Source organism: Streptomyces sp. NPDC001270, assembly GCF_042896695.1.
In the GTDB taxonomy this organism is placed as follows: Bacteria; Actinomycetota; Actinomycetes; order Streptomycetales; family Streptomycetaceae; genus Streptomyces.
In genome coordinates this window covers 1-12,851 of record NZ_JBIAXM010000041.1, presented here as the reverse complement: position 1 = coordinate 12,851, position 12,851 = coordinate 1, and the positions used below count along the sequence as shown (strand labels likewise).

8 protein-coding genes and 2 pseudogenes are annotated in these 12,851 nt (G+C 72.6%); 7 read left to right on the top strand and 3 right to left on the bottom strand.

Translation table 11 applies throughout. From position 1 onward, the window contains the following. Positions 1 to 111: 111 nt before the first annotated feature. Positions 112 to 504 (bottom strand): annotated as a pseudogene (locus ACFY2B_RS39685) (hypothetical protein); the annotation flags it as partial. A gap of 139 nt (positions 505 to 643) precedes the next feature. Between ACFY2B_RS39685 and ACFY2B_RS39680 the strand changes: the two are divergent. Then, positions 644 to 985, top strand: coding sequence for a DUF4981 domain-containing protein (locus ACFY2B_RS39680; RefSeq protein WP_390767923.1), 342 nt, complete (start codon positions 644 to 646; stop codon positions 983 to 985). 435 nt (positions 986 to 1,420) lie between these two features. On the opposite strand, the gene ACFY2B_RS39675 is transcribed toward ACFY2B_RS39680, so the two are convergent. Then, a complete protein-coding gene (locus tag ACFY2B_RS39675; RefSeq protein WP_390767922.1) occupies positions 1,421 to 4,087 on the bottom strand; it encodes an FAD/NAD(P)-binding protein in 2,667 nt (888 codons plus the stop codon). A gap of 302 nt (positions 4,088 to 4,389) precedes the next feature. On the opposite strand from ACFY2B_RS39675, the gene ACFY2B_RS39670 reads away from it, so the two are divergent. Further along, positions 4,390 to 5,655, top strand: a complete 1,266-nt coding sequence (locus tag ACFY2B_RS39670) for an Ig-like domain-containing protein (protein WP_390767921.1) — start codon at positions 4,390 to 4,392, stop codon at positions 5,653 to 5,655. 194 nt (positions 5,656 to 5,849) lie between these two features. On the opposite strand, the gene ACFY2B_RS39665 is transcribed toward ACFY2B_RS39670, so the two are convergent. After that, complete coding sequence (locus tag ACFY2B_RS39665) at positions 5,850 to 6,746, bottom strand: helix-turn-helix domain-containing protein (RefSeq protein ID WP_390767920.1); 897 nt, start codon at positions 6,744 to 6,746, stop codon at positions 5,850 to 5,852. Positions 6,747 to 6,901: 155 nt separating this feature from the next. Between ACFY2B_RS39665 and tkt the strand changes: the two genes are divergently transcribed. From tkt to ACFY2B_RS39640, 5 genes and pseudogenes are all read left to right on the top strand, one after another. Then, positions 6,902 to 8,977: a transketolase gene (gene tkt, locus ACFY2B_RS39660; protein ID WP_390767919.1), complete on the top strand. Its 2,076-nt coding sequence runs from the start codon at positions 6,902 to 6,904 to the stop codon at positions 8,975 to 8,977. A 19-nt stretch (positions 8,978 to 8,996) separates the two neighbouring features. Then, entirely contained in the window at positions 8,997 to 10,142 is a 1,146-nt protein-coding gene (tal, locus tag ACFY2B_RS39655) for a transaldolase (RefSeq protein ID WP_390767918.1), read from the top strand. Then, entirely contained in the window at positions 10,139 to 11,749 is a 1,611-nt protein-coding gene (zwf, locus tag ACFY2B_RS39650) for a glucose-6-phosphate dehydrogenase (RefSeq protein ID WP_390767917.1), read from the top strand. The genes tal and zwf overlap by 4 nt, the downstream gene beginning before the upstream one ends. After that, positions 11,746 to 12,672, top strand: a complete 927-nt coding sequence (gene opcA / locus ACFY2B_RS39645) for a glucose-6-phosphate dehydrogenase assembly protein OpcA (RefSeq protein ID WP_390767916.1) — start codon at positions 11,746 to 11,748, stop codon at positions 12,670 to 12,672. Before zwf ends, opcA begins: the two co-directional genes overlap by 4 nt. A gap of 1 nt (position 12,673) precedes the next feature. After that, a pseudogene (locus tag ACFY2B_RS39640) lies at positions 12,674 to 12,851 on the top strand (glucose-6-phosphate isomerase); the annotation flags it as partial.

The window sequence follows — 12,851 nt, the reverse complement described above, 5'->3', positions numbered from 1 at the left end:
GGTGTCGCGGAGGCGAACCATCATGGTCGAACGGGCTCGGACAGTTGTCGTGACCAGGTGATTTACCTGTTTCTTAATTCTTCATGGGAAGCGCGGAAACCAAGCCCCCTGTCACACTCCACCCGTTCGCGATGAGCGGGCCATGTGCCCGGTCTGTATCTCCTGTCGGAGGCAGGACAGAACGGGGTGGACCTCGGTGCAGCCCGCGACCAGCCTGCGGGCCACGGTGACGGAGTCGACCAGCAGGTGGAGCGCGAAGGCCCGCACGGCTGTCGCCCGGGAACCGGACGCGGCGGCGGCCGGCACCTCGCGTTCGACCGCCTTGACCGCGCAGACCAGTCCGGTCGCGTGCAGGGGCAGCGGGTCCACGGCGACCGGGTGCGCGCCGTTCGCGTCGACCAGGCAGGGCACCTCGATGACGGCCTCGGCGTCCAGTACGGACAGGGTGCCGCGGTTGCGTACGTTCAGGATCAGGGTGGTGCGCTCGTCACGGGCGATGGGACGCGTTCTCCCGGACGGCAGGTCGCCTGCCGGCCAGCCGCCATCGGGGCGGCGCCCGGCCGTCAGGGCGAGTTCATCCGTCGGTTCCGGGGCCGCGGCATCCTCCCGTGCGTGAACGAGGGAAGACCGGCCGGGCGAGCCCGTGACACGTGAGCACCGGGAGAGTACGGGTCCGGTCCGGATCGCGTGCTTCAGGCACGAGGGGATCGTCCTCGGCAACCATCAGCGGCGGCGCGGCCTGGCCTGGCTGGCGGGCGAGTGGGAGCTGTCCCGCGCCGACGGCCTCGTCCTGACCGCACCCGCCGAACTGCCCGATCTGCTGCCGGGGCAGACCGCGGCGGTGCCGCTGCCCTTCGTGCTGCCGCCGGACGGCAAGGAGATGGTGCTGACGCTGCGGGTGCGCACGGCGCGGGACGAGCCGGGGGCGCCGCGCGGCACCGCGGTATGCGCCCCCGTACTGCGGCTGACACGCCGTCAGGCGTAGCGGCGGGGCGGGGCCCTCGGCGCCGCCGCGGGCCTGCCGCCACCCTCGGCCCCGAGAGCGCGCCCCGAGGGCGGCGCCGACGGTGATCCGCACCCGGCAGGGGACGGCCTGGGGACGGTCGCAAGGGACGGCCGAGGGACGTACGAAGCCCGGACGGCCCTGGCGCCGCCACGCCCCCGGTACGGACGGTGCGGCCCCAGCCGGGCAGCGGGCACACGCCCCTCGACCGCCCCGGCCGCCCCGGCCGCCCCCACGAGCGGGCACCCCGGCACACCCCCACCAGGCCGTACGACGGCGCCTCAAGCAGACGGCCCGACCGCGCAGACAAGCGAGCAGAGCAGGCAAGCAGGCGGTTGAGCCGAGCAGGCAGGCGACCCGCGTGCTCCGACGCCGGCGTACCGGGCCGCCTCACACCCTGCGGCCGACGACCGTCCCTCAGCCGGGCAGTGCCGCCAGCAACCGCCGGTCGCGGGGTGCCGGTTTGCGGTCCAGGCGGGCGTCCAGCAGGCGGCGGGCCGCGTCGCAGCGGCCGTCGGCCACCAGGGCGTACAGCAGCGTCTCCTCCACGACCTCCCGCTGGGCCGCGCTGCCGCCGACCCGGCGCAGCACCGGCAGCAGCGCGTCGAGGCCCAGGGCCGCCTCAGCGAACCGCTCCTCGACGAGCGCGGCGAACGCCTCGCACAGCGGCGCGATGACCTCCCGCTGCACCGGGTCGGCCCCCGCCGCGTGGTCGCGCAGCCGGTGCAGCGCGGGCAGGTCTCCCGCGGCGGTGAGGGCGACCGCGGCGTGCAGCGCGGTGAACGCGGTCGCGGGTTGCTCCAACACGTCACGGGCGACCGCGTCGAGCACGTCGGCGGTGGGCAGTTCGCCGGGCCAGTTGTCGCTGAGCCTGGCCCGCCACAGCATCGAACCCGAGTCGACCAGCGCCCGTACCCCGGTCACCCGGCCGGGCGCGAGCTGCGCGAACCAGCGCCTGCGCACCGCGGCCGGGTCGTCCAGAGCGAGTTCGTGCAGGGCGATGTGCCAGGAGAAGTGCGCCTTGTGGACGGCGCCCCGGCCGCGGCCGGACACCCAGCGGTCCAGCCAGTCGCGGCCGGCCTCGTGGGCGCCGGACTCGTAGTGGACGTGTGCGAGGGCGTGCACGGCGTGCCCGGAGGCGGGCTCGACGGCCAGGGCGCGGTGCGCCAGTTCCCCCGCCTCGTGCAGCCGGCCCTGCTCCTGGCGCAGGAAGGCGAGCAGCGAGGTGTGGAACCAGTGCCCGTCGAACGCCGGCGAGGTCAGGTCGAGCAGCCGGAGCGCGTCGTCGTGCAGGTCGCTGACGCCGGAGAAGGCGATGGTGGGCACGGCCGCGGCGAGCGCGAGCGCGTCACCCGGGTAGGTCCGCAGATGCGTCATGAGCGCGCGGTCGCCGTCGTCGCCGGCGATCCGGCGGGTGACGACGTCCACGAAGGAACGCTCGCGGTCGTCGGCCCGCTCGCGGGCGGCGCGCTGTGCGTCGGCGAGCGCGCGGGGCACGTCGACGGGGGCGGAGCACTCGTGGCCGAGCAGGGCGAGGGCGGCGTGCCCGAGGGCGAAGCCGGGGTCGAGGGCGACGGCGCGGGCGAAGCCGTCCTCCGCTCCGGCGCGGACCTTGAGGGCCCGGTCGAGTCCGCCGCGGTAGGCGGCGGCCGCCTCCGCGTGGGTGGACAGGGCGAGGCCGTGGCCGTCGGCCGGCCGGCGTCCGGTGCGGGGCCGGGTGGTGAGCGGGGCGAGCAGTTGCCGGGCCAGTTCGGCCGCCTGGACGCGTATCTCCGGGATCGCGGTGGTCTCCCACAGCTCGCCGCGGCGCGGCGCGCCGAGCGTGAACAGCGGCGCCCCGGCCTCCCCGCGGGCGTCCACGAGACGCCCGTCGCGGGTGGCGACGCCCATGCCGAGCGGCCCGGCGACCGCGGTGCCCGCGGTGAACAGCGCCCGCCACAGCGGGTCGTCGGGGCGCCGTCCCGGTCCGGTGCAGTCGATCACCCAGCCCACGGACAGCGTGTGCCCGCCGGACAGTTCGACGCGCAGCCCGGCGTCGCCGTCGGCCCGGACGTCGGTCACCGTGCCGGTGTGGACATGCAGCCGACGGGCGGTTCGGGCGCGCGAGACGCGTTCGGCGGTGGCGGGGGCCATGCGGTGGCGGTGGGTGTTCCACAGGGCGCCCTCGCGGGCCAGGAACTCCTCCCGTTCCCCGGGGGTGAGGCTGCGCCACAGCCGGGCGGTGTGCGGGCGCAGGCTGTCCAGGGCGGGACGCCAGTCGCCGTGCGTGCGCAGGGAGCGGCTGAGGTGCCGGTAGACGGCCCGGCGCAGCCGGCCGAGCGAGGTGTCGGACAGGTCCGGGGGTGCGGGCATCGGACCGGCCGGGCCGAGCGCGTGCGGCTGGGGCAGCAGGCCGGTGCGGGAGAGCGCGTGCACCGTGCGGTCGGGGCGGTCGAGGGTGAGGGCGAGGTCGACGGCGGTGAGGCCGGTACCGACGAGCAGGACGTCGGTGTCGTCGGCGAGCGGGCCGTCCAGGGCGTCGGGCACCCAGGGCGTGGCGATGAACCGGGGCGAGTCCCGCAGTCGGGACGTGGCCCAGGCGGCGGACGGGGCGGCGGGCCCGGTGGCGAGCACGGCGGCGTCCGCGGTCAGTCGTCCCCCGTCGGCGAGGTGGAGTTCCACCCGGCCGTCGGGGGTGCCGGTACAGTCCTCCGCCCGGGTGCGCAGCCGGCGTACGGAGACGGTGCCGTGGGCGCGTACGACGGCCTGTCCGAGGGTGTCGGCGAGATAGGCGCCGTAGCGGTAGCGGGTGGCGAAGTCGGCGCTGGTGACGGTGGGTTCGCCGTGCCGGCACAGCCAGCGGGTGAAGTGTCCCGGTTCGTCGGGGTAGGCGCTCATGCCGCCCGCGGGGACGTTGAGGCGGTGGCGCGGGTCCCGGGTGGCGTAGGCGACGCCGCGGCCCGCCTCCGGGGCCGGGTCGACCAGGACGAGATCGAGTGGGATCCGGCGGCGGGCCGCCGTCTCGCAGAGCTGGACCGCGGTGAGGGTGCCCGACGCGCCGGCTCCCACGACGGCCACGACGGGGCGCTTGCTGATTTCGGTCATGGATACCTCCGGCAGGGTCGGCGAGCTGCTGCTTCCTCACTATTCCTATCGGATTGGTGGGGAAGCCAGGCCGGTCCGGGGATCTCACCGGAAACTCAGGACCGCCGGTCGGGCGTTCATGCTCCGTTCACGAACGGACCGGCCCGGACAACTCCCCGTTCCGGTCGGTGCGACGCCCCAACCGGCCTTGTCCTCACGGGAATCTAAGGGAGCACCGGACGGATTCAAAGGTCCGCCCCAGACAAGCGGAGCAGGATGTCCGGATACGAGGGGGACGATCAGACATATCAGAAAGGCGTGTCGTGGGCGCATCGCGCATATCGAATCGGTCGGAGCAGCGGTCCCGCACCTGGTCGCGGCGCGGGATACTGGCCCTGCTCGGCGGGGCGCCGGCCGCGGTCCTGACGGGGTGCGGTTCGTCCGCGAACGCGTCGGGCGGGGGCGAGAACGGCAAGAACGGCGAGAACGGCAAGAACACTGCCGCGTCCGCGCAGGCCGTCACCGAGCGGGCGACGATCACGGTGACGCCCGCGGCGGGCACCGCGAAGGCCGACTTCACCAGCCCGGTCGAGGTCTCCGTAGCCAACGGCACACTGGCCTCCGTCAAGGTCACCGACGCCGACGGCGCCTCTCTGCCCGGTGGCCTGAACGATGCCCGGACGAAATGGACCTCGTCCCGCAACCCGTACTCGGGGACCGCGTACACGGTGACGGCGCGGGCGCGGGACGCCGCCGAGGCGACGGTGACGACGTTCACCACCGAGGCGCCGGCCGAGACCTTCCTCGGCTACTTCACCCCCGAGGCGGGCTCCACCTCGGGTGTCGGCATGCCGGTCTCCCTCAACTTCACCCGTGCCGTCACGGACCGGACCGCCGTGCAGAAGGCCATCACGGTGACCGCCGAGCCCGCGGTGGAGGTGGTGGGCCACTGGTTCGACGACACCCGGCTGGACTTCCGGCCCGAGACGTACTGGGCACCGGGCACGACGATCACGCTGAGCCTGCGGCTGCGGGACGTCGAGGGCGCGGACGGCGTGTACGGCGAGCAGTCGAAGGACGTCACCTTCCACATCGGCCGCGAGCAGATCAGCACGGTCGACCTGGCGGCGAAGCGGATGACGGTCGTGCGGGACGGGAAAACCACCGCCACCTATCCCGTCACGGGCGGCGACTCCGATCACCGGACCTGGGCCGGGATCATGGTGATCAGTGAGAGGTTCAAGCAGACGCGCATGGAGTCGTCCACGGTCGGCCTCGGCGACGAGTACGACATCCCGGACGTCCCGCACGCCCAGCGGCTGACCACCTCCGGCACGTTCGTCCATGGCAACTACTGGGCGTCCACCTCGGTGTTCGGCCACCAGAACACCAGTCACGGGTGCGTCGGTCTGCACGACGCCAAGGGTGCGGGCGACCGGTCCGTGGACGGCTACGAGTTCTACGACAGTTCGATGCTCGGTGACGTCGTCGTGGTGAGGAACTCCGGCGACGAGACGGTGGACCCGGCGAACGGCCTCAACGGCTGGAACATGTCCTGGGCGGACTGGAAGGCCGGCAGCGCGGTGTGACGGGCGACGCCGGACAACCGGCGACGGCGGACGACCGGCGGTGGTGGACGTCGGCGCGATCGCCCGGGGCGGCTGGGCGCGGTTCAGGGGTGTCGGCTTCGGTTCCACGGCGGCCACCCGGTTCTGCGCCCGGTCAGCAGGCGGTGCGGCCGACGGGGTGTGGCAGGGGCCGTCGTGCGGCGCGCGGGCGGGCGTCAGCCGAGTTCCGCCCGGAACGCCGCCGGGGTCAGTCCGGTGTGCAGATGGAAGAACTTGGAGAAGTTCGCCGCGTCAGGAAAGCCGACGGCCGCACCGACCCGGCCGATGGGCAGATCGGTGTGTGCGAGCAGCCGTTTGGCCTCCAGGATCACCCGCTTGTCGATGAAGCCCTTGGGCGTCTGGCCGGTGGCGGCGCGGACCGCGCGGACGAGGGTACGGCGGGAGTAACCGAGCGCGTCGGCGTAGGCGCTGACGCTGTGATTGGTGGCGAAGCCCTGCTCGACCGCGTCACGGAACAGCGTGAACGTGGTGTCCGTCTGCTGCCGGGGCCTGGGCGTGGAACTGGCCGCGAGATGGCCGAGGCGCAGCAGGAACGCCGTCAGGGAGTGCCGCAGCACGGCCGTGTGCAGGCTGAGCGGGAGGGTGCGGGTGTCCTCGTACTCACGGCCCACGTGCGCCAGCGCGGCGCGCAGGGCGTCGAGTTGCGCCGGGTCCGGGTGGAGCAGGGGCGGCAGGTCGTAGCGGTAGAGGCCGGTGGCCTCGACGGTGGCGCGGGGCAGGAAACCGGGCTGCATCGTGAGGGCGGTCCCGTGGTACTCACACGTCCGGGAGTAGCGGTGCACCTGTCCGGGGCGGATCCACAGCACGTCGCCCGCCGTCGCCTCGTACTCGGTGAAGTCGACCATGTGCCGGACGGGGCCGCCGGTGAACAGCAGGACCACGTGGAAGTCGATGCGGTGGACGCGGCGCAGCGGCGCCTCCGGGTGCCAGGTGCGCTCGGCCGCCATCGGGCCGACCTGGATGCCGACTCCGCCTACGCTCAGGTCGACCGGGAAGGGGAAGGTCCTGATCCCGTCGTCGCCATCGCCACCTTGCACTGTTCTGCCCGCCATGTCGCTCTTGTGCCGCCCCTGTCGCGCGCCGTCGTGGCGCCGGTGTCCCACTTTCACCACAGGCTGACACACCTCGACCTTCCTTCCTAAAAGTATGACTTTTAAGTTTTAACGCGTCCGGCCAGAACTCCGCTGAGATCGAGGACTTCTTGAAGATGAGCACGCAATCAACCGACGGATTCGAGTGGACCGACCTCGACCGGCGTGCCGTGGACACCGCCCGCCTTCTGGCGGCCGATGCCGTGCAGCAGGTCGGCAACGGGCACCCGGGCACGGCGATGAGCCTGGCGCCCGCCGCATACACGATCTTTCAGAAGCTGCTGCGTCATGACCCGGCCGATCCCGAGTGGACCGGCCGCGACCGCTTCGTCCTGTCCCCCGGCCACACCTCGCTGACCCTGTACACCCAGCTGTTCCTCGCCGGGTACGAACTGGATCTCGGCGACCTGAAGGCGTTCCGCACCCACGGCTCCAAGACGCCCGGCCACCCCGAGTACGGGCACACCGCGGGTGTCGAGACCACCACAGGACCGCTCGGCCAGGGCGTCGCCAACGCCGTCGGCATGGCGATGGCCGCCCGCTACGAGCGCGGTCTGTTCGACCCGGAGGCCCCCGAGGGCACCTCCCCCTTCGACCACACCATCTGGGCGATCGTCTCGGACGGCGACCTGGAGGAGGGCGTCTCCGCCGAGGCTTCCTCGCTCGCCGGCCACCAGCGGCTCGGCAACCTGGTCTTCCTCTACGACGACAACCACATCTCCATCGAGGGCGACACCGCCACCGCCTTCTCCGAGGACGTACTCGGGCGCTACGCGGCCTACGGCTGGCACGTGCAGCGCGTCGAGCCCGCCGAGAACGGCGACGTCGACGTGCACGCCCTGCACACGGCGCTCGCCGCGGCCCGGGCGGAGACCGGGCGCCCGTCGATCGTCGCGCTGCGCACCACCATCGCCTGGCCCGCCCCCAACGCGCAGAACACCGAGGCCGCGCACGGCTCGGCCCTGGGCGCTCAGGAGGTCGCGGCCACCAAGCGGGTCCTGGGCTTCGACCCCGACGGGCACTTCCAGGTCGCCGACGAGGTGCTGGCACACACCCGCCGGGCCCTGGACCGCGGCGCCGAGGCGCACGCCGCCTGGGACAAGCGGCTCGCCGAGTGGCGCACCGCCACGCCCGAGCGCGCCCGCGTCTTCGACCGTGTCGTCGCCGGTCAGCTGCCCGAGGGCTGGCAGGACGCGCTGCCCGTCTTCGAGGAGGGCACGTCCGTCGCCACCCGCGCCGCCTCGGGCAAGGTACTGCAGGCACTCGGCCCGGTCCTGCCCGAACTGTGGGGCGGCTCCGCCGACCTGGCCGGCTCCAACAACACCACCATCGACAAGAACTCCTCCTTCCTGCCGAAGGGCAATCCGCTGCCCGGCGCCGACCCGTACGGCCGCACCGTCCACTTCGGCATCCGCGAGTTCGCCATGGCCGCGGAGATGAACGGCATCGCCCTGCACGGCAACACCCGCATCTACGGCGGCACCTTCCTGGTGTTCTCCGACTACATGCGCAACGCCGTCCGCATGGCCGCCCTGATGCAGCTGCCCGTCACCTACGTGTGGACGCACGACTCCGTCGGCCTCGGCGAGGACGGCCCCACCCACCAGCCCGTCGAACACCTGGCCGCCCTGCGGGCCATCCCCGGCCTCGGCGTCGTCCGCCCGGCGGACGCCAACGAGACCGCGATCGTCTGGGCCGAGATCCTGAAGAGGCACACCACGCACCCCGCCCCGCACGGGCTCGCGCTGACCCGCCAGGGCGTGCCCACGTACGCGCCGAACCCGGACGCGGCCAAGGGCGGGTACGTGCTGCGCGAATCGTCGGCCGAGACCCCGGAGGTGATCCTGATCGCCACCGGTTCCGAGGTGCAGGTGGCGGTCGCCGCCCGGGAGCTGCTGGAGGCCGAGGGCATCGGCACCCGAGTGGTGTCGATGCCGTCGGTCGAGTGGTTCGAGGAGCAGCCGCGGGAGTACCGCGAACGCGTCCTGCCGCCGGCCGTGAAGGCCCGGGTCGCGGTGGAGGCGGGCATCGGCCTGACCTGGTACCGCTATACGGGCGACGCCGGACGCGTGGTCTCCCTCGAACACTTCGGCGCCTCCGCGGCCGCGCAGACGCTGTTCGCCGAGTACGGCTTCACCCCCGAGAACATCGCCGCCAAGGCCCGGGAATCCCTGGCCGACGCCCGCGGTTGATCCGATCGCCAGAAAGAAGATGATCACAGTGACCGAAGCAACCGCGCCCGCGGGAGCACTGGAACGCCTGACCCACGCGGGGGTGTCCATCTGGCTCGACGACCTGTCACGGCGCCGGATCAGCAGCGGCAACCTGGCCGAACTCGTCGCCGGCAAGAACGTCGTGGGTGTCACCACCAACCCGTCCATCTTCCAGGCCGCCATCGGCTCGGGCGAAGGCTACGAGGAGCAGCTGGCCGACCTCGCCGCGCGCGGCGTGACGGTCGACGAGGCGGTACGGATGATGACCACCGCCGACGTCCGCGCCGCCGCCGATGTGCTGCGGCCCGTGTACGAGGCCACCGGCGGCCGGGACGGCCGGGTCTCCATCGAGGTCGATCCGCGGTTCGCGCACGACACCGCGGCGACGGTCGCCGAGGCCAAGCAGCTCGCGTGGCTCGTCGACCGGCCCAATGTGATGATAAAGATTCCGGCCACCGAGGCGGGCCTGCCGGCGATCACCGAGGTCATCGGCCTCGGCATCAGCGTCAACGTCACGCTGATCTTCTCGCTCGAACGCTACCGGCAGGTCATGGACGCCTATCTGGCCGGCCTGGAGCGGGCCCGCGCGGCGGGCCTGGACCTGTCGGCCGTGCACTCCGTCGCCTCGTTCTTCGTCTCCCGGGTCGACGCCGAGATCGACAAGCGGCTGACGCTCCTCGGCACCGACGAGGCCCGTGCGCTCAAGGGCCGGGCGGCGCTGGCGAACGCGCGGCTGGCCTACGAGGCGTACGAGGAGGTGTTCGGCGGCGCCCGCTGGACCTCCCTCGCGGGAGCCCGGGCCAACAAGCAGCGCCCGCTGTGGGCCTCCACCGGTGTGAAGGACCCCGCCTACAAGGACACCCTGTACGTCGACCAGTTGGTCGCGCCCGGCACCGTCAACACCATGCCGGAGGCGACGCTCGACGCCACCGCCGACCACGGCGAGATCACCGGTGACACGGTGACCGGCGGCTATGCGCAGGCCCGCGCGGACCTCGCGGCCGTGGAGCGGCTCGGCATCTCCTACGACGAGGTGGTGCGCAAGCTGGAGGACGAGGGCGTCGCCAAGTTCGAGGCGGCCTGGCAGGAGCTGCTGACCGCCGTCGCCAAGTCCCTGGACAGCAAGGGAGCCGACGTCCGATGAGCGTCCCCGAGCAGGAACCGGCACCGGCACCGGACCGCGTACCGACCACCCCGACCGCGCCGGCCGCGCCGGCCGCGCCGGCCGCCGACTGGGTGAACCCCCTCCGTGACCCCCGCGACCGCCGCCTCCCCCGGATCGCCGGTCCGTCCGGCCTGGTGATCTTCGGGGTGACCGGCGACCTGTCCCGCAAGAAGCTGATGCCGGCCGTCTACGACCTGGCCAACCGCGGACTGCTGCCGCCGGGCTTCTCGCTGGTGGGCTTCGCCCGCCGGGACTGGGAGCACCAGGACTTCGCGCAGGAGGTGCACGACGCGGTGCGCGAGCACGCCCGCACCCCGTTCCGCGAGGAGGTGTGGCAGCAGCTCGCCGAGGGCATGCGGTTCGTGCCCGGCGACTTCGACGACGACACGGCGTTCAAGCAGTTGCGCGAGGCCGTCGAGGAGTTGAACAGCTCGCGCGGCACCGGCGGCAACTTCGCCTTCTACCTGTCCGTGCCGCCCAAGTTCTTCCCGAAGGTCGTCCGGCAGCTGAAGAAGCACGGGCTCGCCAAGCCCCCGGAGGGCTCCTGGCGGCGCGCGGTCATCGAGAAGCCGTTCGGCCACGACCTGGCCAGTGCCCGCGAGCTGAACGCGGTCGTGCACGACGTGTTCGAACCGGACCAGGTGTTCCGGATCGACCACTACCTCGGCAAGGAGACCGTCCAGAACATCCTGGCGCTGCGCTTCGCCAACCAGATGTACGAACCGATCTGGAACCGTTCGTACGTGGACCACGTGCAGATCACCATGGCCGAGGACATCGGCATCGGCGGCCGGGCGGGCTACTACGACGGCATCGGCGCCGCCCGCGACGTCATCCAGAACCACCTGCTCCAGCTGCTCGCGCTCACCGCGATGGAGGAGCCGATCGCGTTCGACGCGGAGTCGCTGGTCACCGAGAAGCTGAAGGTGCTCAAGTCGGTGCGGCTGCCCGACGACCTGGGCGCGCACACCGTACGCGGGCAGTACGCGGCGGGCTGGCAGGGCGGTGAGAAGGTCGCCGGCTACCTCCAGGAGGACGGCATCGACCCCCAGTCGAAGACCGACACCTACGCGGCCGTCAAGCTGGAGGTCGACAACCGCCGCTGGGCGGGCGTCCCCTTCTACCTGCGCACCGGCAAGCGGCTCGGCCGCCGGGTCACCGAGATCGCGGTGGTCTTCCAGCGTGCCCCGCACTCCCCCTTCGACCACTCCTCGACGGAGGAACTGGGCCAGAACGCGATCGTCATCCGCGTCCAGCCCGACGAGGGCATGACGGTGCGCTTCGGCTCGAAGGTGCCGGGCACCTCGATGGAGATCCGGGACGTCTCCATGGACTTCGCCTACGGCGAGTCGTTCACGGAGTCCAGCCCGGAGGCGTACGAGCGGCTCATCCTGGACGTACTGCTCGGCGACGCCAATCTGTTCCCCCGGCCCCGGGAAGTGGAAGAGTCCTGGAAGATCCTCGACCCGATCGAGGAGTACTGGGCGGCGCACGGCCGGCCGGCGCAGTACGCGTCGGGCGGCTGGGGACCCGAGGAAGCCGACGAGATGCTCGCACGAGACGGACGGAGCTGGCGCAGGCCATGAAGATCGACCTGACCGACACCACGGCAAGCAAGATCAACAAGGCCCTTGTGCAGGGCCGCCGTGCCATCGGCACCCCGGCGGTGGGCATGGTCCTGACGATGGTCATCGTCACGGACGAGGAGAACGCCTACGACTCCATCAAGGCGGCCGAGGACGCCTCGCGCGAGCACCCCTCGCGCACCCTGGTGGTCATCAAGCGGCACACCCGCACGCCCCGGGAGCGCACGCAGTCCCGGCTGGACGCGGAGGTCCGGGTCGGCTACGAGGCGGGCACCGGCGAGACGGTGGTCCTGCGCACGTTCGGCGAGGTCTCCGACCATGCCGACTCCGTGGTGCTGCCGCTGCTGCTGCCGGACGCGCCCGTCGTCGTCTGGTGGCCGGTGGACGCGCCCGACAACCCGGCGAAGGACCCGCTGGGCGCCCTCGCCCAGCGCCGGATCACCGACATGTACGCGGTGGAGCACCCGCTGGAGGCGCTGGAGGCCCGCGTCCGCTCCTACGCCCCCGGCGACACCGACCTGGCCTGGACCCGGCTCACCCCGTGGCGTTCGATGCTGGCCGCGGCCCTGGACCAGGCCCGGGCACGGATCGTCTCCGCCACCGTGGAGAGCGAGGCCGAGAACCCCAGCGCCGAACTGCTCGCCCGCTGGCTGGAGGTGCGCCTCGCGGTCCCGGTCGACCGGGTCGTCACGGCCGGTCCGGTCGTCACGGCCGTCCGCCTGGGCACCGCCGACGGCGACATCGTCATCGACCGGCCCGAGGGACCGCTGGCCACGCTGACCCTGCCCGGCCAGCCGCCCCGCACCCTGGCCCTGAAGGTCCGTCCCACCTCCGAACTCATCGCCGAGGAACTGCGCCGCCTCGACGCCGACGAGATGTACGCCGTCGCCCTGCGCGGCGAGGGCACCAAGGAGAACGTCTGACATGGCCGAGTCCACCCACCCCGTGCTCACCCGGCGCCCCGAGTGGGCCGCGCTCACCGACCACCGCGCCGAGTGGCGGCAGAGCCTGCGTGAGCTGTTCGCGGCGGACCCGGAACGGGCCCAGCGGTATGTCGTACGCGTCGGTGACCTGTACATCGACTATTCGAAGCATCTGGTCA